General features: G+C 53.4%; 23 protein-coding genes and 1 tRNA gene. 10 read left to right on the top strand and 14 right to left on the bottom strand.

The features are described 5' to 3' along the window. Nucleotides 1–14: 14 nt before the first annotated feature. Entirely contained in the window at nt 15–1208 is a 1194-nt protein-coding gene (gene rlmN / locus J7413_RS09285) for a 23S rRNA (adenine(2503)-C(2))-methyltransferase RlmN (RefSeq protein ID WP_209097805.1), read from the bottom strand. Nucleotides 1209–1315: 107 nt separating this feature from the next. Further along, nucleotides 1316–3931, bottom strand: coding sequence for a DNA mismatch repair protein MutS (gene mutS, locus J7413_RS09280; protein ID WP_209098038.1), 2616 nt, complete (start codon nt 3929–3931; stop codon nt 1316–1318). Between the two features lie 180 nt (nt 3932–4111). Here mutS and J7413_RS09275 point away from each other — a divergent pair, with 180 nt between their 5' ends. Continuing rightward, nucleotides 4112–4981 (top strand): ribokinase, encoded by an 870-nt coding sequence (locus J7413_RS09275; RefSeq protein WP_209097804.1) that lies wholly within the window; start codon nt 4112–4114, stop codon nt 4979–4981. Nucleotides 4982–5002: 21 nt separating this feature from the next. Here the strand turns inward: J7413_RS09275 and msrA are convergent, their stop codons facing one another. The 5 genes from msrA to J7413_RS09250 all read right to left on the bottom strand — a co-directional run bounded on the left by msrA (nt 5003) and on the right by J7413_RS09250 (nt 9553). Continuing rightward, on the bottom strand, nt 5003–5665 hold the full coding sequence (gene msrA, locus J7413_RS09270) for a peptide-methionine (S)-S-oxide reductase MsrA (RefSeq protein WP_209097803.1): 663 nt from the start codon (nt 5663–5665) through the stop codon (nt 5003–5005). Between the two features lie 112 nt (nt 5666–5777). Further along, a complete protein-coding gene (locus J7413_RS09265) occupies nt 5778–6452 on the bottom strand; it encodes a sugar transferase (RefSeq protein WP_247743431.1) in 675 nt (224 codons plus the stop codon). Further along, on the bottom strand, nt 6422–7177 hold the full coding sequence (locus J7413_RS09260) for an NAD-dependent epimerase/dehydratase family protein (protein ID WP_209097802.1): 756 nt from the start codon (nt 7175–7177) through the stop codon (nt 6422–6424). The genes J7413_RS09265 and J7413_RS09260 overlap by 31 nt, the downstream gene beginning before the upstream one ends. Before the next feature lie 353 nt (nt 7178–7530). Further along, nucleotides 7531–7812, bottom strand: a complete 282-nt coding sequence (locus J7413_RS09255) for an SCP2 sterol-binding domain-containing protein (RefSeq protein ID WP_209097801.1) — start codon at nt 7810–7812, stop codon at nt 7531–7533. Nucleotides 7813–8329: 517 nt separating this feature from the next. Continuing rightward, nucleotides 8330–9553 carry an argininosuccinate synthase gene (locus J7413_RS09250; RefSeq protein WP_209097800.1) on the bottom strand — a complete coding sequence of 408 codons (1224 nt, stop codon included), beginning with the start codon at nt 9551–9553 and terminating at the stop codon, nt 8330–8332. A gap of 216 nt (nt 9554–9769) precedes the next feature. Here J7413_RS09250 and J7413_RS09245 point away from each other — a divergent pair. Beyond that, nucleotides 9770–9845 (top strand) — tRNA-Thr (locus tag J7413_RS09245). A gap of 12 nt (nt 9846–9857) precedes the next feature. Here the strand turns inward: J7413_RS09245 and J7413_RS09240 are convergent. The 3 genes from J7413_RS09240 to J7413_RS09230 all read right to left on the bottom strand — a co-directional run bounded on the left by J7413_RS09240 (nt 9858) and on the right by J7413_RS09230 (nt 13649). After that, complete coding sequence (locus J7413_RS09240) at nt 9858–10601, bottom strand: metallophosphoesterase family protein (RefSeq protein ID WP_209097799.1); 744 nt, start codon at nt 10599–10601, stop codon at nt 9858–9860. Between the two features lie 217 nt (nt 10602–10818). Continuing rightward, a complete protein-coding gene (serA, locus tag J7413_RS09235; protein WP_209097798.1) occupies nt 10819–12414 on the bottom strand; it encodes a phosphoglycerate dehydrogenase in 1596 nt (531 codons plus the stop codon). Nucleotides 12415–12500: 86 nt separating this feature from the next. Then, the gene (locus J7413_RS09230) at nt 12501–13649 is read right to left on the bottom strand and encodes a phosphoserine transaminase (protein ID WP_209097797.1); all 1149 of its coding nucleotides are present in this window, start codon (nt 13647–13649) and stop codon (nt 12501–12503) included. Nucleotides 13650–13943: 294 nt separating this feature from the next. On the opposite strand from J7413_RS09230, the gene serB reads away from it, so the two are divergent. Beyond that, a complete protein-coding gene (serB, locus tag J7413_RS09225) occupies nt 13944–14822 on the top strand; it encodes a phosphoserine phosphatase SerB (protein WP_209097796.1) in 879 nt (292 codons plus the stop codon). 3 nt (nt 14823–14825) lie between these two features. Beyond that, on the top strand, nt 14826–15584 hold the full coding sequence (locus J7413_RS09220) for a TSUP family transporter (protein WP_209097795.1): 759 nt from the start codon (nt 14826–14828) through the stop codon (nt 15582–15584). A 64-nt stretch (nt 15585–15648) separates the two neighbouring features. Here J7413_RS09220 and J7413_RS09215 read toward each other — a convergent pair whose 3' ends face one another. Beyond that, the gene (locus J7413_RS09215) at nt 15649–16644 is read right to left on the bottom strand and encodes an asparaginase (protein WP_209097794.1); all 996 of its coding nucleotides are present in this window, start codon (nt 16642–16644) and stop codon (nt 15649–15651) included. A gap of 169 nt (nt 16645–16813) precedes the next feature. Here J7413_RS09215 and J7413_RS09210 point away from each other — a divergent pair, with 169 nt between their 5' ends. Both J7413_RS09210 and J7413_RS09205 read left to right on the top strand, forming a co-directional pair. Then, nucleotides 16814–17344: an invasion associated locus B family protein gene (locus J7413_RS09210; RefSeq protein ID WP_247743430.1), complete on the top strand. Its 531-nt coding sequence runs from the start codon at nt 16814–16816 to the stop codon at nt 17342–17344. A 51-nt stretch (nt 17345–17395) separates the two neighbouring features. After that, the gene (locus J7413_RS09205) at nt 17396–18085 is read left to right on the top strand and encodes a Hint domain-containing protein (RefSeq protein ID WP_209097793.1); all 690 of its coding nucleotides are present in this window, start codon (nt 17396–17398) and stop codon (nt 18083–18085) included. A 94-nt stretch (nt 18086–18179) separates the two neighbouring features. Here J7413_RS09205 and J7413_RS09200 read toward each other — a convergent pair whose 3' ends face one another. Both J7413_RS09200 and hrcA read right to left on the bottom strand, forming a co-directional pair. Next, nucleotides 18180–18740, bottom strand: a complete 561-nt coding sequence (locus J7413_RS09200) for a nucleotide exchange factor GrpE (RefSeq protein WP_209058282.1) — start codon at nt 18738–18740, stop codon at nt 18180–18182. A 9-nt stretch (nt 18741–18749) separates the two neighbouring features. Beyond that, complete coding sequence (hrcA, locus tag J7413_RS09195) at nt 18750–19814, bottom strand: heat-inducible transcriptional repressor HrcA (RefSeq protein WP_209097792.1); 1065 nt, start codon at nt 19812–19814, stop codon at nt 18750–18752. Nucleotides 19815–19929: 115 nt separating this feature from the next. On the opposite strand from hrcA, the gene rph reads away from it, so the two are divergent. Genes rph through J7413_RS09175 form a run of 4 tightly spaced genes read left to right on the top strand, consistent with a single transcriptional unit; the run spans nt 19930 to nt 22754 of the window. Continuing rightward, nucleotides 19930–20643, top strand: a complete 714-nt coding sequence (gene rph / locus J7413_RS09190) for a ribonuclease PH (protein WP_209097791.1) — start codon at nt 19930–19932, stop codon at nt 20641–20643. Continuing rightward, nucleotides 20640–21251: an RdgB/HAM1 family non-canonical purine NTP pyrophosphatase gene (rdgB, locus tag J7413_RS09185; protein WP_209097790.1), complete on the top strand. Its 612-nt coding sequence runs from the start codon at nt 20640–20642 to the stop codon at nt 21249–21251. Before rph ends, rdgB begins: the two co-directional genes overlap by 4 nt. Further along, on the top strand, nt 21244–22401 hold the full coding sequence (gene hemW, locus J7413_RS09180) for a radical SAM family heme chaperone HemW (protein WP_209097789.1): 1158 nt from the start codon (nt 21244–21246) through the stop codon (nt 22399–22401). The genes rdgB and hemW overlap by 8 nt, the downstream gene beginning before the upstream one ends. Beyond that, entirely contained in the window at nt 22401–22754 is a 354-nt protein-coding gene (locus J7413_RS09175) for a YbaN family protein (RefSeq protein WP_209097788.1), read from the top strand. Before hemW ends, J7413_RS09175 begins: the two co-directional genes overlap by 1 nt. Here the strand turns inward: J7413_RS09175 and J7413_RS09170 are convergent. Then, nucleotides 22744–23634: a ParB/RepB/Spo0J family partition protein gene (locus J7413_RS09170; RefSeq protein WP_209097787.1), complete on the bottom strand. Its 891-nt coding sequence runs from the start codon at nt 23632–23634 to the stop codon at nt 22744–22746. The genes J7413_RS09175 and J7413_RS09170 overlap by 11 nt on opposite strands. Between the last annotated feature and the right edge of the window lie 2 nt (nt 23635–23636).

Below are 23636 nucleotides of genomic sequence, written 5' to 3'. Positions count from 1 at the left end.
AAGCTGTTGCGTGATCAGCCTCTTGCCACGCCCGCTTCTGCCTCAATCTGCTTACGCGACTTGCGCGCGCGCTCGGTGGCAGACTTAAGCTGACCACACGCCGCCATAATGTCTTCTCCGCGTGTTTTACGGATCGGAGACGCATAACCCGCTTGATAGATGATGTTGGCAAACGCCCGGATGCGGTTGTTAGAGCTGCGCTTGTACGGCGCGCCGGGCCATTCGTTGAACGGGATCAGATTGATCTTCGCCGGAATGTTGTAGCGCTTGATATGGTCGATCAGGCGGTGGGCGTCTTCGTCGGTGTCATTCACGCCATCCAGCATCACATATTCAAACGTGATGCGTTCTGAGTTGGACACTTTGGGGTAGTCCGCAAGCGCCTGCAGCAGTTCGTCAATTTTCCAGCGTTTGTTGATCGGCACCAGAACATCGCGCACATCATCGGTGGTTGCATGGAAAGAGATCGCCAACAGGCATCCGATTTCTTCGGCTGTGCGCGCAATTTCCGGCACCACGCCAGAGGTAGACAACGTGATACGGCGGCGGGACAAAGAGATCCCTTCGGGGTCCATGGCGATCTTCATCGCATCGCGCACATTATCGAAGTTATAGAGTGGCTCGCCCATGCCCATCAGGACGATATTGGACAGAAGACGCGTTTCATCCTTTGGCGCACCGGGCACAGGCCATTCGTTCAGATCGTCACGTGCCATCATGAGCTGGCCGATGATTTCAGCGGCAGTGAGATTGCGCACCAGTTTCTGAGTGCCGGTGTGACAGAACGAGCAAGTCAGCGTGCAGCCGACCTGTGAGGAGATACAAAGTGTGCCGCGATCGTCCTCGGGGATGTAGACCACCTCAACCTCATGGCCCCCGGCGATGCGCACCAGATATTTGCGTGTGCCATCCTCAGACACCTGTTTGGTGATCACTTCTGGAATGGCGATCTCAAACACCTCATCCAATTCAGCGCGATAGGCTTTGGACAGGTTGGTCATCTCATGAAAGTCACGCACGCCCCATTGATAGATCCACTGCCAGATCTGGCCAACGCGCATCTTGGCCTGCTTTTCCTTCGTGCCATTTGCAATCAGCACATCGCGCATCTGATCACGCGTCAATCCAACCAGATTGATTTTGCCACCTTCGGGCAGCTTGCGAGGAATGGTCATCACGTCCTGCGTGATTGGCGCGGAGGTACTCATGGCTCTGGGACTCATCTGGGAATTTAAGCGGTGCAGATACACCATTTAGGGCGTTTTGCAAACATTGCCAGATTTAGGGTAAAGAACCGAGCTTTCGCGCGCTGCAATCACGCTTCTGCCAGATCCTTCAACTCGTAAATCAAGTTCAATGCATCGCGCGGGCTCAAACTGTCTGGGTGAACATCCGCCAGTTTTTCCTGAAGAGGTGTTGGACCAACAGGCTCCGCTGCGATGGGTGCCGGGCTTGCAGCAAACAAAGGCAAGTCGTCGATCAAAGCTTTTTGGGCCTGTCCTTCCCTTTCCCCTTGCTCCAGGGCATCCAGAACGACGCGCGCGCGCGCAACCACCGCAGCTGGCAAACCCGCAAGCTGCGCAACCTGCACACCATAAGACCGATCTGCCGCACCCTGAGTAACTTCGTGGAGGAAAATCACTTCTCCTTCCCATTCACGCACCGCAACTGTTGCGTTGTCCACACCAGCCATTTTCCCGGCCAACTGCGTCATCTCATGGTAGTGCGTCGCAAACAGCGCGCGGGACTTATTCACATCATGCAAGTGCTCCAGCGTTGCCCAAGCAATGGAAAGCCCGTCATAAGTTGCGGTCCCGCGCCCAATCTCATCCAGAATGACCAAAGCCCGGTCATCTGCCTGATTGAGGATGGCCGCGGTTTCCACCATTTCCACCATAAATGTAGACCGTCCGCGTGCGAGATCATCGCTTGCGCCAACACGGCTGAAAAGCTGACTGACCAAACCAATGCGCGCACTGTCTGCTGGGACAAAGCTTCCCATCTGCGCAAGCAACGCAATCAAAGCGTTCTGGCGCAAAAAGGTCGATTTACCTGCCATGTTTGGACCAGTCAGCAGCCAAATGCTTGCGGCCTCGCCTCCGGAAAGATCACAATCATTGGCAACAAACGGATTGCCCGTTTTGCGCAAGGCCGCTTCGACAACTGGGTGCCGACCGCCTTCGATGAAGAAGTCACGGCTTTCATTGACCTCAGGGCGCGTCCAGTTCTCATTTGCAGCAAGTTCAGCCAAAGCCGCAGAAAGATCGAATTCTGCCAGCGCCCTAGAGGTCGCAGAAACCTCGGCAGAACGCTGCAAAATTGCAGACTTTAAAGTGTCATAGAGCCGTTTTTCGATCTCGAGTGCCCGGTTTCCAGCATTCAAAATCTTGGTTTCCATTTCACTCAGCTCTACCGTGGTGAAACGCACCTGATTGGCGGTGGTCTGTCGATGAATAAAGGTTTCAGAAAGCGGTGGCGACATCATCGCATCCGCGTGCTTGGCCGTGGTTTCGATGAAATAGCCCAGCACATTGTTATGCTTGATCTTCAGAGCGGTAATTCCGGTTTGCTCTGAATATTGCGCCTGCATCCCGGCGATCACACCACGACCTTGGTCACGCAGCTCACGGCTCTCATCAAGGTCTTCGTCAAAGCCCGGCGCAATGAATCCACCATCGCGCGCCAACAACGGAGGCTCTGCAATCAGCGCCTCCTCAAGAAGGTCAAGCAACTCATCGTGACCTTGCAACGCCCGTTGCGCAGTGGCCAAATCGTCCGGCAACTCATTTTCGAACTCTTTTTCAGCGAGCAAATGCGCTTGGCCCAACCCATTTCGAATGGCAGCCAGATCCCGCGGCCCGCCGCGATCCAAAGCCAAACGCGACAATGCCCGATCCAAGTCCGGAACCTTTCGCAGTGTTTCACGCAGATCACCTGCCTCGGCGCGCTGCTCTGCCATAAATGTCACGGCATCCAAGCGCCCACGTATCGCCGACAGTCGCATCGATGGCGACGACAAACGCTGCTCCAGAAGACGCGCACCACCGGCAGTCACTGTCCGGTCTATTGTTGCAAGCAGAGATCCAGCGCGACCGCCGGAGAGGCTGGCTGTCAGCTCCAAATTCCGTCGTGTCGCAGCATCTATTTGCATCACGCCCTGCGTTGCTTCGCGGACCGGCGGCTGCAACAATGGAAGCTTGCCTTTTTGAGTCAGCTCCAAATAGTCGACAATCGCTCCAAGCGCCCCAGCTTCGGGGCGAGAAAACATACCGAAAGCTTCCAGAGAAGACGCTTTAAACAGTGCTGAAACCCGCTTTTCCGCTGAAACAGAGTCGAAACTTCCGCGTGATACCGATGTCAGTGGCACGCCCATATCGTCAACAACCGGCCCAAGGTCAGTTTCGGACCCTTCTGCCACCAGAAGTTCGCTCGGCGCCAGACGGGCAAGTTCCGGCCCCAATCGCACCGGCGCCAACGGCATCACATGCAGCGCTCCTGTGGAGATATCTGCCCAAGCCAACGCAGCCTCATCACGCACAACAGCGTAAGCTGCCAGAAAGTTGTGCCGCCGCGCATCTAGCAAACTGTCTTCTGTCAAAGTGCCAGGTGTGACCAAGCGCACGACATCGCGCTTCACAACCGCTTTGTAGCCGCGCTTTTTGGCCTCTGCCGGGCTTTCAAGCTGTTCACAGACAGCGACACGAAATCCCTTGCGAATGAGCGTCAGAAAATAGCCTTCTGCCGCATGGTGTGGCACCCCACACATTGGGATCTCGTTGCCTTCATGTTTGCCTCTTTTGGTCAGCGCAATATCAAGAGCTTCTGCCGCCGCGACTGCGTCGTCAAAAAACATCTCATAAAAATCACCCATCCGGTAAAACAAGAGCGCATCCTGATACTGCGCTTTGATATCCAGATATTGCGCCATCATTGGCGTGACGCTCGGCTTGTCGCCCTTCACTGCTCAGACCCCCTAAGGTTTGGTTCTCCTCAGATAGCAAACCTCGGTCCCTATGGAAAAGCGCAAAACCTCGGGTAATGTCATTGCGAATGGACAAGCAGGCATTTTTTTGGTCGAACCCACACGGAAACAGAACGGCGGCGTATCCTTATGGCGATTTACAACCTCGGCTCAATAAACGCTGATTTTTTTTATCATGTCCCTCACCTCCCCGGTCCGGGGGAAACCCTTGCAGCAACGAAACTCACCCGTGGTCTCGGTGGCAAAGGGGCAAACATGAGTGTCGCTGCAGCGCGAGCAGGTGCCCATACCATACACGTGGGCGCAGTGGGGCATGATGGAATTTGGGCTGCTGATCGCATGATGGAATTTGGTGTCGACACGCGCCATATTGCAAAATTGCCCGACACCCCAAATGGGCAAGCTCATATCTATGTCGATGAAGGCGGCGAAAACAGCATCGTTCTGTTTCAAGGCGCCAACCACAACATCCCCAATGAAACCATCTCTGCTGCACTGTCTGAGGCCAGTACAGGCGACACCTTTCTGATCCAGAATGAGACACTAAATCAGCCGGAATCTGCTAAAATTGCGCGTGAGCTTGGACTTTATGTCGCCTATGCAGCCGCTCCTTTCGATGCCGAGGCAGTGGCCGCTGTACTGCCTTTTCTTGACTTCTTGATCCTCAATGAAGTCGAGGCAAAACAACTTGAGAGCGCCACAGGACAATCGCCAGCCGATCTTGGCGTTACCGATGTCGTCATCACGCTTGGCGCTAAGGGCGCGCGCTGGCTGCACAACGGTGTTGGACGCGATTTTCCCTCAATGCCCGTTACTCCAGTGGATACCACTGGCGCGGGCGACACCTTTACTGGCTATGTATTGGCAGCCAGGGACCGTAAGTTGCCAATGGAGCAGGCCATTGCACTCGCCATGCGCGCAGCGGCGCTGATGGTGACCCGCCAAGGCACGGCAGATGTTATCCCTGATCTCAAAGAAGTGGATGAGGCGCGCTTCTAAGCGCGCCCGCCGCTAACGCATCTAGTGCCCAACAAATGGTGCAGCGTCTCCCCACAGGGCTTTCACGCGTGCATCCCGACCACAGGCTTTGCGATAACGTTTGTACGCTTCACTCTGCTTTTTGGGACCAAAACGGGTGAGAACGATCTTGCTGCCTTTGTAGTAGTCCTGATGGTACGCTTCTGCCTCATAAAAGGGTCCAGCGGACAAAATAGGCGTCACGATCGTCTGCCCCAACTGCGCTTGGGCCTTTACTTTTGCCGCTTCAGCTTTTGTTTGTTCACTTGTGTTGGAAACAAATATGGCGGTGCGATAGCTGTCGCCCCGATCACAAAACTGTCCGCCGGCATCCGTAGGGTCTACAGAGCGGAAAAACAAATCCAGAAGCGTTTCACGTGAAACTTTTGCCGGATCAAAAGTGATTTCCACCGCTTCGTAGTGTCCGGTGCCACCTTTGGTTACCTGCTTGTAGCTTGGATTTGCAGTAGAACCGCCAATAAAGCCTGATCGCGCTTCTTTAACGCCCTGAACGCTTTCAAAATCGCTCTCCACGCACCAGAAACACCCACCGGCGACAATCAGCGTTTCGCTATTCATCGCATGGGCGCGATCTCCGTGTGCCAGCGTTCCCAGAACAATAAAAGCTGAAAGGGCTGCTGTTTTCAGATTTTGCAATTTTTTCATCGGACAACTCCTTGCTGTCCCGATCCTGCTGTGCCGGGCAAAGAGTCTCAATCCCATGAAACGTGTTGTCACACCAAGGTGAAGCTTGTTGAAAGCAAAGACGCGCGTTCGATCAGCCCTGATCGCGGTTTCTATAAACAGGCGAAACCCGACGAAACACTGTTGCCACCGTCAGTCTCTGATCGCTGCACAACGTCCGTTTCTTTGCATAAAGCACATCGAGTCGCGCCTTGCGCGGCACGCAGCGGCGCTCGTAAACTGCCTCCGTCTCCTCAGCGGTCTCACACTGCGCCAGCAAGCGCTCTTCGGTGCGATGATAGATCAGAGTGGCCAATCCGGTCACGCCTGGTCGGTCCTTCAGCACTTCTGTATAAAGGTCCGGAAACCTCTCAACATACCGACGTAAAGGCGGTCGCGGACCTACAAAGCTAATGTCACCACGCAAAATGTTGAGGAGCTGTGGTAGCTCATCCAACCGGTATTTGCGCAGAAATGCACCAATTTGTGTAATCCGATGGGCTTTGTCCCCACCAGATACGCCGCTGTCTGCATCAACGTTGGTCATTGTGCGGAATTTGAGAAGCTGAAAACCTTGCTCAGGCGTTTTCATGCGTTCAGACACATAAAACACAGGTCGCCCGTCTTGGATCAGGATTAACAATCCAATGAGGAGCATCACAGGCCATAAAAGCACGAGCAGAAGCAACACCCAAACCAAATCCATGAGCCGCCGGCCCAACGTCGTTCCGCTGCCTGTCATGCCAAAGCCTTGCGCACTGCGCGCCATTCCTCAATCATTTGCGGTGCTGTCACACGCAGATCTGTTGGGGTCAACCGTTGAAGCTCTGAAACATCCAAAGAGACCTCCGCTATTGCGCTTTCCGGCGCGGCTTTCCATTCAAACGGATGATTGGCTGCCTCAAGTAAACTGTGCATGGCCACAGGTGCAGATGCAGCCACATTGAGCACATCTGGCAACGTTTGGCCGCTCAGGACAGCCTCCACCGCTGCCCAGACAATTCTGGGTGTGGCATAGCTGCGCTTTGGGCTCTCTCCATCTGCAAAACGATCAAGCGTCAATTGCCCGCCGCGTTCGATCGAACCAAACAGGCTATCAGCGCCCACAACATTCGATAGGCGCAAAATAAATGATCTGGGAGATGTTTCATTCGCTCCAAGAGACTGAAGCGCCACCTCTTCCATAGCGACTTTTGCTTCACCATAAGCGTTCAAAGGAAGGAGACTTGACGTTTCAGAGAGCATCTGACCGGGGCCATAAACCGCACTGCTCGAACAATGGATGACCTTGTCGGCACCACAAGAGATTGCAACATCTACAGCGCGCGTCGCCAATCGCGCATTCTGCGAAAGATCGCCGCCGCCTGGAATTATGCCCCAAAGCGCCAGGACGGCATCTGCCCTTGGAAACTCGGTCGTTGTCTCTGTAAAGGTGAAGTCAACGCCATCGTCAGCTTTGCGTCCCGCCCAAATTGGCAGCCAATCGGGCAACAAAGAATTATCCTGTTGCTTTGTAGCGCGCATCAGGCGGGCGAGTTTCCCAGTTCCACCAAGAATAAGCAAAGACTTTGGATCACTCGAGGCGGCAAAGTCATTGTCATTTGTGCGCGTCACTCGTGGTGCCCCCAATGATTTTTCACCGCAAGTTGCCAACTGTGGCAAGGAAACGTCCATCGACGTGTGAACATGTTTCAGGAGTTTACTAGGTACGCCGGAACAGATCGCTTGTCAGCTTTCCAGTTCTTTGCGTGAACAAAAATCGCCTTCTGAAAATGAAAGCCTACAAATTACAAAAGCTTTTGGGTGAAGGCAGGTCCTCCTGCCTCCTCAAAAAACAATAAGAGTGCTTACGCCAGAAGTTGACCCATCTTCATCGCAACCCCCATATCACCGGAGACTTTGAGCTTACCCAACATCAATGCCGTTGTTGGCTTTAGGTCACCCGCCAAAAGCTTGATCAGATTGTCAGCAGAGATTTTGATTGTGCAATCAGTTTCTCGATCTTCGACAGACGCTGTGCCATCTGCCAACACCAGTACCCCGGCGTCACCACAATCAAATTTGAGCGTGCTGTCAAACGCTTTGTCTTTCAGCCCTTCGCGCATCTGCGCGGCAATCTCTTCCAGCATGTGTCCTCCCAAAAAACGGTTAAATCTTAGCACTCAATCGCAGTCTCAATGCTATGTCGCAAGAGTTACGTGACACTGGTTACCCCAACGTTAAGTAGTCAAAAGCAAAGGGATAATCGATGACGTACAGCGCATTTCAACGCTCTGGCCGAAAGTATCAAACAGATGGCCCGTCCCGACATGTTTTGGCCGGCTGATAAGCGTTAGTGCCGCGCAAAACCAATATGTCACTTCTTAAGGAGACCCCAATGCGCTCACTGATCCTTGTTACTTGCCTGGCTACCGCCGTTTCCGCGTGTTCGCACACCGGAACTTACCCCATCACTGGATGCGACAGTAACACAACCTACCCGCTGACTTGTAAGCCGCAGAAATCACAGGATCCGGTACACAAAATGGAATCGGCGCATTTTTATGTCGCTCACCACTGAACGAATACACGTCGAAACTTTTGTGTTTTGCAGGCACAAAAAACCCGCCCAAAGGGCGGGTTTTCAGCGTTTCAAATATAAGACAATCAGCTGTTACGCTTGTTGCGCATTGCGATAAGTTTCAGGCGCAACGCTTGCAACTGAATGAAGCCAGCTGCGTCTTTCTGATCGTAGGCACCGGCATCATCTTCAAATGTCACGTGCTCTTCAGAATAGAGCGAATAATCGGACCAACGGCCCACAGTGGTTGCGCTGCCCTTGTAGAGCTTCACACGAACTGTACCGGTGACATGCTCTTGAGATTTGTCGATCGCCGCCTGCAGCATCTCACGCTCTGGCGAATACCAGAAGCCATTATAGATCAGCTCAGCATATTTTGGCATCAATTCGTCTTTGAGGTGCATCGCGCCACGGTCCATGGTGATTGACTCGATGCCACGGTGCGCTTCCAGAAGCACCGTACCACCTGGCGTCTCATAGATGCCGCGAGATTTCATACCCACGAAACGGCCTTCCACCAGATCCAAGCGGCCAATGCCGTGCTTGCCACCATATTCGTTCAATTTGGTGAGGATGGTCGCAGGGCTCATCGCTTCGCCATTGATGCTGACGGCATCGCCCTTTTCAAAACCGATCTCAATGAATTCTGGCTCGTTTGGCGCGTCTTCAGGATGCACCGTGCGCTGGTACACATAGTCTGGCGCGGCAACGGCAGGATCTTCAAGCACTTTGCCTTCGGAAGACGTGTGCAGAAGGTTTGCATCCACAGAGAACGGGGCTTCGCCGCGTTTGTCTTTTGCGATTGGAATTTGGTGCTGTTCAGCAAAGTCGATCAACTTGGTACGGGAAGACAGATCCCATTCGCGCCAAGGCGCAATCACTTTGATGTCCGGGTTCAATGCATAGGCCGCCAGTTCAAAACGGACCTGATCATTGCCTTTGCCGGTTGCGCCGTGCGCCACCGCATCTGCGCCGGTTTCCTCAGCAATCTCAATCAGACGCTTTGAAATCAGGGGGCGGGCGATGGACGTGCCAAGCAGATAAAGCCCTTCATAGACCGCATTGGCGCGGAACATCGGGAAAACAAAATCGCGCACGAACTCTTCGCGCACATCTTCGATGTAGATGTTTTCGGGTTTGATCCCCAGCAGCTCGGCCTTTTGGCGCGCGGGTTCCAGCTCTTCGCCCTGACCCAGATCCGCGGTAAAGGTCACCACTTCGCAACCATATTCGGTTTGCAGCCATTTCAGGATGATCGAGGTATCCAGGCCACCGGAATAGGCGAGCACAACTTTCTTCGGAGCCGACATGTCTTAATCCTTCGTCCATATATCGCTCGCGCGATAACGGTTTTTGACCGTCTCGGCAAGATAAGCATCTAATTGAGGCCGGTATTGCCTGCCAACTGGCTCAGAATTGTTGAATTCGCACGATAGCACCTCACAAAAACGGGGAGAAAACGTACAACCGTATCGCTGGATACTCTTGCGCGCCAAAGCACGAGCGTTTAAACGAGCTGCCTGAGTGCCTCAATAGCTCAGCTGGTAGAGCAGGTCCTTCGTAAGGACAAGGTCGGGGGTTCGAGTCCCTCTTGAGGCACCAGCTTTTCCAAAGCTAGATCTGGATTGCTGCGGGTGTAAGAAGTTCACGCCCATTTGGACCCAAACGCCAAACTTGGTCCCCTTCAAACACCACTGCTGAAATCGGATTTCCGTAACCAGCACCAGTATCCAAATTCACACGGTTCCCCCTGTGTTCGACAGCAGGCACCACGGTATGACCATGGACGACAAGCCAGGGGTGCTGGCGAGGATAATTCAAAAAGTCATCTCTGATCCAACATAAATCGTCTTCTGACTGTTTCGGCAAAGCAATCCCAGGTCGGATGCCTGCATGGACAAACAGGAGATTGTCAACTTGATGAAAGAAGGGCAGACTTTCGATAAAGGCCATGTGTGATTGTGGTACCTTGGCACGCGCTTCGGCGTGTAAATCCTGTTCAGTGCGATCAGGGTGTACATCAACGCCATAGCTTGCGAGCGTTTCCCGGCCACCCAATCGCGGGTGCATCCAAGAAAGCTCTGCCCGCAACCGGGTGTCGTGTCTGGGTGTGTCTTCCATGAAGTACTGGAACATGCGGTCATGATTGCCCTTCACGACTTGCCAGTTTTTCCCCAGTTGACGGGCGTTTATAACCAATTCGATCACACCTGAACTGTCCGGACCGCGATCTACAAGATCGCCTAGAAAGACAATATTGGCGGTCGGCCCACCATCGGCTTCGATCCGTGCAATAACCTCAAGGAGTTTTTCGAGTTGGCCATGAACGTCCCCGATGGCGTAGATTGGATCTGTCATCAGTATTCTTCTTCGATATTGTTGGTCAAAAAATGCGATGCGCAGCGCTTCAACGCACCAACTCAATTTGGAAGCAGACGCTTCATGTTCAGCCCCTCAATTCGCGCAGCCACTTTTGATTGAAGATCATTGAACCACAAGCAAAGAAACTGCCCCGCATAAAAACAAAAGTGGCGCTGCCAAATAGCAGCGCCTTTCTATTTTGAATGCTTCGAGCTTAAGCGACATCAAACGCCAATGGTTTGATCTGGCGGAACATATCCGTTTCTGCCAGCTTCGCTCGTGCCTCAGCTGGAACCGGCTCATCAACGTAAAGCAACGCGATCGCCTCTCCGCCGACATCTGCCCGACCAAGGGTAAAGTTCGCGATATTCACGCCCTCGTCTCCCAAAGTCTGCCCCAATGCGCCAATAATGCCAGGCACATCTTCGTTAGTTGTATAGAGCATGTTTGCGCCAATCTCGGCATCAATGTTGATACCTTTGATCTGGATGAAACGCGGCTTGCCATCAGAGAACACCGTGCCAGCAATCGAACGCTCACGTTTATCGGTCACGACGGTCACCTTTATGTAGCCATCAAATGCACCGGACTTGTCCTGATTGGTGGTAGAAATCTGAATACCGCGCTCTTTGGCGACAACAGGCGCTGAAACCATGTTCACATCTGGGTTGGCCTTTTTCATGATCCCGGCAACAACAGAACAGTTCAAAGCAGCCAAGTTCATCTCAGCCGCCACACCATCATACAGGATATTGATGGCCTTTATCGGCTCGTCGGTCATCTGACCTGAGAAAGCGCCAAGGTGATCCGCGAGCTTGATCCACGGGCCCATAACTTTAGCTTCTTCTGCAGTCACAGACGGCATGTTGAGGGCATTTTCCACAGCACCAGTCAGTAGATAGTTGGCCATCTGCTCAGCGACTTGCAGCGCTACGTTTTCTTGTGCTTCCGTGGTGGCTGCGCCAAGATGCGGGGTGCAAACAACATTTGGAAGATTGAAAAGCGCGTTTTCTTTCGCTGGCTCCTCGGAGAACACATCGAAAGCTGCTCCAGCGACATGGCCAGACTTGAGAAGTTCTGCCAGAGCTTCTTCATCGACCAAACCGCCACGCGCGCAGTTGATGATGCGGACACCCTTTTTGGTTTTCTCAAGGTTTTCACGGCTCAGGATATTTGCAGTGGCTTCCGTGAAGGGGACGTGCAGAGTGATAAAGTCGGCGCGCGCCAGCAGATCATCCAACTCAACCTTTTCCACGCCCATTTTGTCAGCTTTTTCAGCAGACAAAAACGGATCATATGCGACCACTTTCATTTTCAGGCCACGGGCGCGGTCGCAAACGATACCGCCGATGTTGCCAGCACCGATCACACCCAGCGTTTTGTTGGTGAGCTCAACACCCATAAACTTGGATTTTTCCCACTTACCGGCGTGCGTGGATTCAGACGCCTCAGGAATCTGACGTGCCACAGCAAACATCATTGCAATGGCATGTTCAGCGGTGGTGATCATGTTTCCAAAAGGCGTGTTCATGACGATCACACCTTTTTTGGAGGCCGCCTCTTTGTCGACGTTATCGGTGCCAATCCCTGCGCGGCCAACAACCTTCAGGTTGGTTGCAGCTTCCAGAATCGTGGGGGTCACTTTGGTGGCAGAACGGATCGCCAGACCATCGTATTGGCCAATCACTTCGGCAAGTTTTTCTTTGTCTTTGCCAAGGTCAGGCATGAAATCCACGTCGATGCCGCGGTCGCGAAAGATTTGAACAGCGGTTTCGCTAAGCTTGTCTGATACGAGTACTTTGGGAGCCATTTTGAGCGTCCTTTGGAAAATCTAGGTCAGGGAAGGTGCGCAGAGATTGCGCACCCTACGTAGGGTTTGCCCTTGGGGCGCAGCTCTTAAACTTGCGCTGCGATTTCTGCTTCAAAAGCCCAGGTGAGCCATGGCAACATCGCCTCCAGATCGGATGTCTCTACGGTGCCACCACACCAGATACGAAGACCTGCAGGGGCGTCGCGATACGCGCCGATGTCGAGCGCGATGTTTTCGGCTTCGAGACGTTTGGCCACTGCTTTGGCAAAGGCTGCACCGTCTTGAATGCGGGCATCAGTGAATTTCAGGCAAACAGATGTGTTCGAGCGTGTGCCTGTGTCTTCTGCAAGATTTTCGATCCAGTCATTTGCCTCACAGAAATCAAACACCGCTTTGGCATTGGCATCAGCACGCGCGATAAGTCCTTTCAGGCCACCTACAGAACGGGCCCAATCCAGCGCGAAAAGGTAGTCTTCGACGGCCAGCATGGAGGGTGTGTTGATGGTGGCGCCAGTGAAGATGCCCTCGATCAGTTTGCCGCCTTTCGTCAGACGGAAAATTTTGGGCAGCGGCCATGCAGGCGTATAGTTTTCCAAACGCTCAACAGCACGTGGGCTCAGGACGATAACGCCATGCGCAGCCTCTCCACCCAGCACTTTCTGCCAGGAGAAAGTGGTTACATCCAGCTTGTCCCACGGCAGATCCATTGCAAATGCGGCGGAGGTGGCATCACAGATGGTCAGCCCTTCGCGATCATCCGCAATCCAGTCTGCATTTGGCACACGCACGCCGGAGGTGGTGCCGTTCCACGTGAAAACCACATCGTTGTTCTTAGTATCTACGGCCGCCAGATCTACGATCTCACCGTACTCGGCAGTTTTGACTTCAGCGTCGATTTTAAGCTGCTTCACCACATCGGTGACCCAGCCAGCGCCAAAGCTCTCCCATGCGAGCATTTCAACTTTGCGCGTACCAAGAAGCGACCAAAGCGCCATTTCAACCGCGCCAGTGTCAGATGCGGGCACAATGCCGATGCGGTAGTCTGCGGGGATGCCCAGAATTTCGCGCGTGCCTTCAATCGCGGCCTTCAGCTTGTCCTTGCCGATGGCGGCACGGTGGCTGCGGCCGAGAGCGGCATCGGCGAGCTTGGTGACATCAAATGTGGGGGGTTTGGCACAAGGGCCAGAGGAGAAACGCGGATTCGCCGGGCGAACCGCCGGTTGCTGAGTAGCCATAAATGCTATCCTTCCAGATAAATGCCTCTCGTTGGGGAGAGGTGTCCCACGGACCGGCTTAGGCGGATTGATGGCGGTCGACAACAGGTAAAAAGACAACAGCGACTTTTTGTGCGGTAAAAGCGACGCAAAATGACCACTATCGGAAACACCTGTACCTGAAGCGCTCAGGGAGGTGGGGCGTGCAGATTCTGGTGAAGAAAACCTTATCCGCACCAAAATCTGGTACTGGAATCACCGGCTCTGCCATGCTCTATGACGCTCATCCACATTCCAAATCTGTTGAGGTCGCCGATGTTCACCGCCACGCTTTTGACCAACCCTGCCGCGCCAAACCTGGATCGCGCGCTTGTGGAGTCTCTGCGAAATGCCTGGGGCGGCGGCGAGGCGCATTGGCTCGCAGAAGGCGAAGCCGCCGAGTTTCCTCTTGCGATCAAACCCGACACGCTTTGGACAGTGTGGGAGGATCTTCAGAAAGCGCACGTGGATCTGGTTCTGCAACCCACCGAGGGACGTCGCAAAAAGATGCTGCTCGCGGATATGGACAGCACCATGATCGAACAGGAGTGCATTGACGAGCTGGCTGATGAGGCCGGTGTTGGCGAACGCGTCAAAGACATCACGGCGCGGGCTATGAATGGCGAGCTCGATTTTGAAGGGGCTTTGACAGAACGTGTTGGTCTTCTGAAAGGCCTGGATGAGAGCGTGATCTCCAGAGTGCTGGCAGAGCGCATCACCTTCATGCCCGGCGGCAAAGCGCTTTTGGCAACGATGAAAGCCAATGGCGCTTATGCCGCGTTGGTATCAGGGGGCTTTACAGCGTTCACTGCAAAAGTGGCGTCTGAACTTGGCTTTGACGAGAACCGCGCCAACACCTTATTGGTGGAGAATGAAAAACTGACCGGCGCGGTGGGCTATCCCATCTTGGGTCGTGAAGCCAAAGTACAGGCACTGAAAGAAATCACAGCGCGTTTAGGCTTGGCGCATGAAGACGTTTTGGCAGTGGGCGACGGCGCCAATGACCTTGGCATGCTTGGGCTTGCTGGCGCCGGCGTAGCACTGCACGCCAAACCCTCTGTCGCAGCAGAATGCGACATTCGTATCAATCATGGCGATCTGACGGCCCTGCTTTATATCCAAGGCTATGCTAAGTCCGATTTTGTAGGCCTCTGATCTATGCTTGAATTTGGGATTGAAGGGCTGCTGCTCTTGTTGGCAGCAGGGTTCTTTGCGGGCTTTGTAGACGCTATCGCTGGCGGTGGTGGGTTGATCACGGTTCCGGCACTTATCATCGCAGGTGTTCCACCGGTGCAAGCATTGGCCACCAACAAGATTCAAGGCATGTTTGGCTCAGGTACAGCCGCCTACGCATATGCAAAAAGCGGACTTGTAGATCTTAAATCGCAAGCCGTGCCAGCGCTTGTGGCGTTCTTTGCCTCGCTTATCGGTGCGTTGGCGGTCTCTTTCCTGCCAACAGACTGGATACGGCTTGTCTTGCCAGTATTGCTGATCGGCATCGCACTGTTCTTTGCACTTCGCAAGGATCCCGGGGAGATGGACAGAACAGCACGGCTCAAACCGGTTGCCTTTTCGCTGTCTGCTGTTCCTTTGGTGGCATTCTACGACGGAATTCTCGGACCGGGGGCAGGTAGTTTTTACATGATCGCCTTCGTAGCTTTGGGGGGCTACGGGATTTTGAAGGCCACTGCGCATACAAAGCTCTTGAACTTCGCATCAAATGTCGGTGGGCTGGCTGGCTTTATACTCGTGGCAAACCCACTTTGGGCGATTGGCTTGGCAATGGGGGCCATGCAAATCCTTGGTGCGCGGCTCGGCGCAAAGGTTGCGATGGCCAAAGGCGCGAAATTGATCCGTCCTCTCTTGGTTGTGACCTCGGTTGCGCTTGCTCTGAAACTACTTTGGGACGCGCTGTAGGCGCAGACACAATTGCTGGAGCCTAGTTTATAGGCTCCAGCCTGATGGCTATCACACAAAGACTTTAACGCAGCGCGGGAGACGCCCGCATGATGCCTGTTTGCAAGCCATCCCAGTTTCTGATCGGCGCATCCAAATACTTTGCGGTTTCAGGGTGAGCAGGATCCAGAACGCCAAGCTTAGCGAGAATGGCTGCAATCGCATTCTCAGAAGCGCGGGTGCCCCCGTCGATGATTTTCAACGCCACTCCAAGTTTTTGTTCCGGCAAAATGGCGATAAAATATGCTTCTGCGCCGGTCTTGATGGCAACCTTGTGGCCCATCGCCCGCATTAGGTTGGTACAAGCGCGACCTTCGCCCGCGACATATTCCGGATGTTTCGCCATCGCATCGCGCAAACGCGCCGCGGCTGTTTCTCGCGTACCCTGCCCTTCCCGCGCTGCAGCAAAGAAAGCCATCGCGCGCGCCATACCTTTGAGTGTGCTTGCGTGATTGGGCGCCGAGCAGCCATCAATACCGTATCCTGGGCTGGTTTCTTGGGTAAGGTCTTCATGCGCTGCCAAAACGGCTTTTTGCACAGGGTGATCGATGTCTGTGTAGTTTCGCTCTGCGCCCAGATGTTTTGTGAGTGTCAAAAAGCCAGTGTGCTTTCCAGAACAGTTATTATGCACGCGACACACAGGATCATTACAGCGTATCAACTCGTCGCGAATGCCAATATCGCGCGGCTCCTGGGGGCCACAGATCAGATCATCATCCGAAAACCCCTGCGCTGAAAGCCAGGCATTCACCATATCGTTGTGGATTTTGGAGGCATTGTGAGAGGCACAAGACAGCGCCAAGTGTTTGTCTGTCAGACCTGCGGCATCCGCTGCGCCGCTTTCCACCAAAGGCAGTGCCTGTATCATCTTGGAAGAGCTCCGCGGCAGCACCACTGCATCTGGATCTCCCCAAGCTTCTACAATATCGCCCTCCACGTTGCAGACCACTGCATGCCCACTGTGGACACTCTCCAGAATATCTCCCCGCCAAATCTCAGTCATGGGCACGGCATTGGTCATAAATCTCTCGCTTTCATGGGCAAATTTGTGCCAACGGGTCTTTCGTCTCGCGGCAATCATGGGCTAAGCTCACTGTATCGCGTATAATAAGCGTCAGCCCAAGACAAATGGTGCAAAGCCAGCGGGCGGCGACAAGAGGCAACAGACAGCTTGGAGGCTGTAGAAGAGCATGACATCACGTTGGATGACAGCGCTGTGCATAGCGGCAACACTTTGGGGTGGCAGTGTTTCAGCACAAGCATCAAGCGAAAACCAAGTGAACGCCATCACGGATTGGAGCGTTTTTGAACACAAAGACGGCGACAAACGTGAATGTTGGGCGGTGAGCACTGCAAAAGAGAGCGTAAATACGCGCGGCGGTCAGGTGGTTGCCGTGAGACGCAGCGATATCCTTCTGATGGTTTCCTTCCTGCCGCACGAAAGCGTTTCTGCACAGGTGGGCTTTACTGGTGGTTACCCTTTTGCTGGGGGATCCACAGTTGAAGTGAGCATCGATGGGCAAAGCTTTGTCATGATCACCGAAGGCGAATGGGCCTGGCCCGCCTCCTCTGGTGATGACGCAAAGATCGTAGCAGCGATGAAACGCGGTGCAGATGCAACGTTGACCGCCCGATCCTCGCGTGGGACCAAAACAGCGGACACGTTCTCATTGAGAGGCTTCACCGCCGCTGTTGAGGACGCAGAAAAGCGCTGCAACTGAAGAAACAGCCTCTGCCAGGGCTTTAACCACGAACACACTGCCACCGCGGGGATGCTGATCGAAGAAACGGTCAGTCTATTGGTGATGGGAGAGCAGAAAGTGGAACAGAACGTTAAGGCCCTTACAGGCAGTTGTGAGCATCAAATCGAAAGTCTTGCTTCCAAAGATATAAGCTTGGTGACACGCGGCACAGAAATCGCAACCCGGAGAGGAGAAGTGAAGGTCGAAACTCTTCGGGTTGGAGACGAGATCGTCAGCCGCGATCGCGGCCTCAGCCCTGTCCGTTGGATTGGAAAACTCTCTGCGGTCGAATGTCCGATCAAGGTGCCAGCAGGTGCACTGGGTCGCAATGTACCATTAAGAGATTGCTGGCTCGCCCCTAACACTCGAATTTGGATGCGGAGTTTTGCCTTTGAAGCAGCCTTCACAAGTCGCGAGGTTATGGTTCCAGTCAAGGACCTCATCGGGTGGCGCGGCATAATGGAAGACATTTCACACAGCCCAAGCACGGAGTACTTCCTTGCGCTTTGCGATGTTCCGCAAATTATCACAGCGGACGGTATGCAAGTCGAAATGCGCCATGCTGGAGCAGACATGCCCCTTTTTGAAGCTGTCGACTCCGATGAAATGACTGCGTTTTTGCCGAGTGCACCAGAATTCAGTTCTGTAACTTCCAATCGACGTCGCCGTTTAAGTCGCTCTGACGCAAGGCTATTGGTAGAAATTCAGAAGCGCGCATAGAAGAAGCTTCTGAATTTCGCAGCTTCAGATCAAAGAGTTTCAACAAAAAAGCCCCCGAAAAGTCGGAGGCTTTAGCAAACTGCTATTATTTAGTTCAAGCTGGTGTGGAGCTCACCCCCACCTGAGCTGGCCGCAGAAGCCGATCGTGAAGCATGAAGCCTTGTGCGGAAACCTGAATAATGTCGCCAGCTTTGGTACCGGGCACTGGGGCCTCAAACATCGCCTCGTGAACATTTGGATCGAATTTGTCGCCCACTTCGGGCGAAATCATTTCGATGCCATGCTTAGAGAAGGTTTTCAGCAGCTCACGCATTGTCAGCTCGATACCTTCAATCAATGCAGAGGAAGCTTCTTTTTGCTCTTCGGTGATGGATTCAACGGCACGTTTCATGTTGTCAAATACAGGCAACATGTCGCGAGCCAGTTTGGAACCACCATATTGCTCCGCGTCACGACGGGCTTTGTCGCCGCGCTTACGTGCGTTTTCGGCATCGGCCAACGCACGCATCCAGCGATCTTTCAGCTCGTCACGCTCTGCGCGCAACTCATCCAGTTCAACCGCTTCATCTGCGAGCTCATCAAGGCTCTGAGCAAATTCTTCGGCTTCGGCTTCTGCGATATCGTCCAGAAACTCATTGTCTTTCGGCTCAGCCATTTTTCACCTCTAACCGCGGTCAGATATCAATTTTCCAACCAGTTGTGCCGTGTAATCCACAATCGGCACAATGCGTCCATAGTTCAGGCGCTTGGGCCCAATGACCCCAACAGCACCCACGATCTTTCGATCAGCGTTCATATAGGGAGACACCACCAAAGAGGAACCCGAAAGTGAAAAAAGTTTGTTCTCTGAGCCAATAAAAATGCGCACGCCATCGCCTTGCTCTGCAAGTTCCAGAAAATCGGCAATATCGCGCTTACGTTCCAGATCATCAAACAACGTCCGAATCCGTTCCAAGTCCTGCTCTTCTGCATCGGTTCCAAGCAGATTCGCACGGCCTCTCACGATAAGGCGCTCCTCTTGCCCCCCGTCGCCGGCCCACAGCGCGATTCCGCTCTCCACAAGATCTGCTGCAAGTGTGTCTATCTCTTGGCGACGGCGGGCAATCTCTTCACGCACCGCTTTCCCAACCTCACTCAATGTGCGCCCTTCGGCCACTACATTTAGGAAATTGGCTGCCTCACGCATTGAACTTGGCGTTTGCCCCGGCGGTGGCGTAAACAATCGATTTTCGACATGTCCATCGGCAAACACCAGAACCACAAGTGCGCGGTCATGCGCCAGCGATACAAACTCTATGTGTTTGATTGGTGCTTCATGTTTGGGCGCAAGCACCAATGAAGCGCCTTGTGTGACGCCGGAAAGTGCGGTGCTGACACGATCGAGCATATTGCTCACATCTGTGTCACTTTCCCCCAAGGTCGCATCAATTTTCTTGCGGTCGCCCTGATCAAGGTCACCGACTTCCAGCAATCCATCCACAAACATGCGTAAACCCTGCTGAGTTGGAACGCGTCCAGCAGAAACATGTGGGCTGTCCAACAGGCCAAGATATTCCAGATCCTGCATCACATTTCGAATTGTTGCCGCGCTGACTTTTTCAGAAAGCGATCTGGTAAGCGTCCGTGATCCGACTGGGTCGCCGGTCTCAAGATAGCCTTCGACCACACGGCGAAACACTTCTCGACTGCGATCATTCATTTCTTCTAGGATTTTAGTGGTGTCTGTCATCTGCCCGTGCCTTCTGTCTTTCAATAAAATAGGCTCAAGCGCAAAGGTCAATCGGGGTTGCACCCGCCCTGCCCACGCGGCTATGCCCAAATGAAATCAAGAGAAGGAATTTCCCATGCGCCCCTCTGGACGTCAGCTGAATGAAATGCGTGAAGTGTCGATTGAAACAAATGTGACCAAACACGCCGAAGGCTCTTGCCTGATCAAAATGGGCGACACCCATGTGCTTTGCACTGCCTCATTGGAAGCTCGCGTCCCCCCTTTCATCAAGGGCTCTGGCCTGGGGTGGGTAACAGCTGAGTACGGAATGCTTCCACGTTCCACATCTTCGCGTATGCGCCGTGAAGCCGCCGCTGGAAAACAAGGTGGCCGCACCGTGGAAATCCAGCGCCTGATTGGCCGCTCTCTGCGCGCTGGCGTTGATCGTGTGGCGCTGGGTGAACGCCAGATCACCGTGGACTGCGATGTCATTCAGGCCGACGGCGGCACGCGCTGTGCATCTATCACCGGCGGCTGGGTGGCGCTTCGTCTGGCAGTGAACAAGCTGATGAAAGCCGGCGATGTCACATCTGATCCGCTGATCTCCCCGGTTGCCGCGGTGTCTTGTGGCATCTACGCAGGTCAGCCTGTGCTTGATCTGGACTATCCAGAAGACAGCGAAGCCGGCGTAGACGGTAACTTCATCATGCTCGCAAACGGCCAAATGATCGAAACCCAAATGTCAGCGGAAGGCGCGACCTATTCCCGCGATCAAATGAACCAACTGCTTGATCTTGCAGAAAAAGGCGTGGCAGAACTCGTTGCCGCTCAAGAGGCAGCCGTCGCATGACCCGCAAGTTCGCAGACAAAACTCTGCTGATGGCAACGCACAACAAAGGCAAGCTCGAGGAGATGACACATCTCCTCGAGCCCTTTGGCGTAAAAGTCATAGGTGCTGCAGAAATGGATCTGCCAGAACCAGAAGAGACCGAAGACACCTTTGTCGGCAACGCGCGTATCAAGGCACATGCGGCTGCCAAAGCGACTGGCCTGCCCGCCCTCTCCGATGACAGCGGGATCACCATTGATGCGTTGAATGGCGCGCCTGGTGTCTATACTGCGGATTGGGCTGAAACCGAGAATGGCCGAGATTTCATGATGGCTATGACACGCGCGCATGAGGAGCTTGAATCAATCAATGCTCCGCACCCACGCCTCGCACAGTTCCGCTCTACCTTGGTGCTGGCATGGCCAGACGGACATGACGAAGTCTTTGAGGGCGTGGCGCCCGGCCATCTTGTCTGGCCTATCCGTGGCAAAGACGGGTTTGGCTATGATCCTATGTTTGTTCCTGAAGGCCATGACGTGACCTTTGCGGAAATGGATCGCTGGGAAAAAAACAAAATCAGTCATCGCGGTCGCGCCGTGAAAGCCTTTGTGGCGGGCTGTTTTGGCTGAGGATTGGCAAAACGGGGGCTTTGGCCTGTATATTCATTGGCCATTTTGTCAGGCCAAATGCCCCTACTGCGATTTCAACAGCCATGTCAGCCGTGAAATCGATCAAAACCGGTGGCTGCGTGCTTATCTCTCAGAATTGGATCGTGTCGCCGCAGAAACACAAGGGCGGGTTCTGAACACTGTATTTTTTGGCGGTGGAACACCTAGCTTGATGGACCCGGAAATAGTCGCATCTATTTTAGATCGTGTGCGCACACTCTGGCCAACATCAAACGACATGGAAATCACGCTAGAAGCGAATCCTGGTTCTGTCGAAGCGGGTAGATTTGTCGCCTATCGGGACGGCGGCGTGAATAGGATCTCTATGGGCATCCAAGCGCTTAACGACGACGATCTACGTCGACTTGGACGGATCCATTCTGTTTCAGAGGCTAGGAAAGCCTTTGAAATTGCAAGGAAAACTTTTGATAGGGTCAGTTTTGATCTGATCTACGCGCGTCAAGATCAGACTTTAGATGCCTGGAAAGGCGAACTTTCCAAAGCTCTATCCATGACAATCGATCACTTGTCACTGTATCAGCTTACAATTGAACAAGGCACCGCATTTGGTGACCGGTACAACCGAGGAAAACTGCGCGGCCTGCCTGAAGATGACCTTGCCGCAGACATGTACGAAGCAACGCAGGAAATTTGCGCCGCGGCAGGGATGCTGCCTTATGAAGTCTCCAACTACGCTGCTATCGGTTCTGAGTCTCGGCACAACCAAATCTACTGGCGCTATGGGGATTATGCAGGCATTGGCCCAGGGGCTCATGCCCGTGTGACTGTCCAGGGGACACGATACGCTACAGAAACGTGGCGAAATCCCAACAGATGGCTACAGGAAGCAGAAGCGGGGAATGGTGAAAACCTTCGAGAGGCCATCTCTCAAGAGGATCAGGCAGCGGAATTTCTATTGATGGGACTTCGACTAAGCGAAGGAATCGATCTCAATAGATATGAGGCGTTGGCAGGCAGACCTCTTGAGGGAAAACGTGTCGATAACCTCATCGACATAGGTATGATCGCGCGTGATGTGCGGCATCTGCGCGTCTTGCCAGAGGGACGTATGGTCCTAAATTCAGTCTTATCTGAGCTTTTGGTGGATTGATGCGAGCAATATGGTTGTTGTGTGGATTGGTTTGCGTAGCCTTCGCATTGATTGGCGTCGTTTTGCCTCTATTGCCAACCGTGCCATTCCTACTTCTTGCGGCTTTCTGCTTTGCGCGCTCGTCTGAGAAATTGCACGACTGGTTGCTCAGTCACAAGGTGTTTGGTCCAATGATCCAAGACTGGAATCGCAACGGAGCAATCAAACCATCAGCAAAACGAGCTGCCACACTTTCAATCGCTGCAGTTTTTGCAATTTCTGTCGCCCTTGATGTAAAAACCATCGTCTTGGTCATTCAAGCGATGGTTTTGAGTGCGGTACTTTTTTTCCTCTGGACGCGCCCTAACGCGTAGAAGACAAAATCCGGCATAGTTCATCAAGATCATCAAGTGTCTGATAACTAATAGTAATTTTCCCAGATTCTCCGCCAGAAAAGTGATCAACACTGACTTTCATCCCTAAATTGGCAGAAAGATCGCCCTCTAGCGCGACTGTATCGGCGTCCTTATGTATCTTTGGGCGAGATTTTTTAACTTGCTCGACGAGAGAGCTCGCTTTTTTGGCCAATTTTTCCGTCTGTCTTACCGACAATCCATCTTTGACCACTTTTTTCGCAAGCTCAGAAGCATTGTCCGTAGTGATCAACGCCCGCGCATGGCCGGCCGAGAGATGACCTTCTCTCAGCATCAACTGCACATCATCTGGAAGATTCAACAACCGCATCAAATTCGCGATGTGGCTGCGGCTCTTGCCAAGCGCTTCTGACACCTTCTCTTGAGTGTGACCAAACTTCTGCATCAGTTGGCGATAGCCCATTGCCTCTTCAACTGGGTTCAAGTCAGCGCGCTGGATGTTCTCAATGATCGCGATCTCAAGAACTTCTGTATCATCATAGTCACGTACGATGACAGGCAACTCATGCAGTTTCGCCATCTGCGACGCGCGCCAACGGCGTTCGCCAGCTACGATTTCATAGTGATCACCAGCCTTTTTTCTAACGATAAGAGGCTGAATAACACCTTTTTCGCGAATAGAATTCGCGAGGTCGTCAAGCTGTTCTGGTGTAAAGTCGCGCCGTGGCTGATCTGGATTTGGTTCAATCCTCTCGATTGGCACCACCATATCCGCGCGTCTCGGTGTGGTTGACGATTGTGCATTTGTATCTTCGGTCACATCAGCCATCAAAGCACTGAGGCCACGGCCAAGGCCGCGTGGTTTCTTTTTGTCTGCCATCC

Source organism: Shimia sp. R10_1, from assembly GCF_017744095.1.
Classification (GTDB): Bacteria; Pseudomonadota; Alphaproteobacteria; order Rhodobacterales; family Rhodobacteraceae; genus Shimia.
This window is presented reverse-complemented; position numbering and strand designations above follow the sequence as displayed.

Bases quoted from the DNA above. Each gene is read 5' to 3' on its own strand.
- J7413_RS09230 (WP_209097797.1), bottom strand. From the start codon at position 13,649: ATGGCTACTCAGCAACCGGCGGTTCGCCCGGCGAATCCGCGTTTCTCC.
- rph (WP_209097791.1), top strand. From the start codon at position 19,930: ATGCGCCCCTCTGGACGTCAGCTGAATGAAATGCGTGAAGTGTCGATT.
- J7413_RS09240 (WP_209097799.1), bottom strand. From the start codon at position 10,601: ATGACAGATCCAATCTACGCCATCGGGGACGTTCATGGCCAACTCGAA.
- mutS (WP_209098038.1), bottom strand. From the start codon at position 3,931: ATGATGGCGCAATATCTGGATATCAAAGCGCAGTATCAGGATGCGCTC.
- rlmN (WP_209097805.1), bottom strand. From the start codon at position 1,208: ATGAGTACCTCCGCGCCAATCACGCAGGACGTGATGACCATTCCTCGC.
- J7413_RS09255 (WP_209097801.1), bottom strand. From the start codon at position 7,812: ATGCTGGAAGAGATTGCCGCGCAGATGCGCGAAGGGCTGAAAGACAAA.
- J7413_RS09275 (WP_209097804.1), top strand. From the start codon at position 4,112: ATGGCGATTTACAACCTCGGCTCAATAAACGCTGATTTTTTTTATCAT.
- J7413_RS09250 (WP_209097800.1), bottom strand. From the start codon at position 9,553: ATGTCGGCTCCGAAGAAAGTTGTGCTCGCCTATTCCGGTGGCCTGGAT.
- J7413_RS09215 (WP_209097794.1), bottom strand. From the start codon at position 16,644: ATGACCAATGCCGTGCCCATGACTGAGATTTGGCGGGGAGATATTCTG.
- J7413_RS09265 (WP_247743431.1), bottom strand. From the start codon at position 6,452: ATGGCGCGCAGTGCGCAAGGCTTTGGCATGACAGGCAGCGGAACGACG.
- serA (WP_209097798.1), bottom strand. From the start codon at position 12,414: ATGGCTCCCAAAGTACTCGTATCAGACAAGCTTAGCGAAACCGCTGTT.
- J7413_RS09175 (WP_209097788.1), top strand. From the start codon at position 22,401: ATGCGAGCAATATGGTTGTTGTGTGGATTGGTTTGCGTAGCCTTCGCA.
- hrcA (WP_209097792.1), bottom strand. From the start codon at position 19,814: ATGACAGACACCACTAAAATCCTAGAAGAAATGAATGATCGCAGTCGA.
- rdgB (WP_209097790.1), top strand. From the start codon at position 20,640: ATGACCCGCAAGTTCGCAGACAAAACTCTGCTGATGGCAACGCACAAC.
- J7413_RS09210 (WP_247743430.1), top strand. From the start codon at position 16,814: ATGACATCACGTTGGATGACAGCGCTGTGCATAGCGGCAACACTTTGG.
- serB (WP_209097796.1), top strand. From the start codon at position 13,944: ATGTTCACCGCCACGCTTTTGACCAACCCTGCCGCGCCAAACCTGGAT.
- J7413_RS09170 (WP_209097787.1), bottom strand. From the start codon at position 23,634: ATGGCAGACAAAAAGAAACCACGCGGCCTTGGCCGTGGCCTCAGTGCT.
- msrA (WP_209097803.1), bottom strand. From the start codon at position 5,665: ATGAAAAAATTGCAAAATCTGAAAACAGCAGCCCTTTCAGCTTTTATT.
- J7413_RS09200 (WP_209058282.1), bottom strand. From the start codon at position 18,740: ATGGCTGAGCCGAAAGACAATGAGTTTCTGGACGATATCGCAGAAGCC.
- J7413_RS09220 (WP_209097795.1), top strand. From the start codon at position 14,826: ATGCTTGAATTTGGGATTGAAGGGCTGCTGCTCTTGTTGGCAGCAGGG.
- J7413_RS09205 (WP_209097793.1), top strand. From the start codon at position 17,396: ATGCTGATCGAAGAAACGGTCAGTCTATTGGTGATGGGAGAGCAGAAA.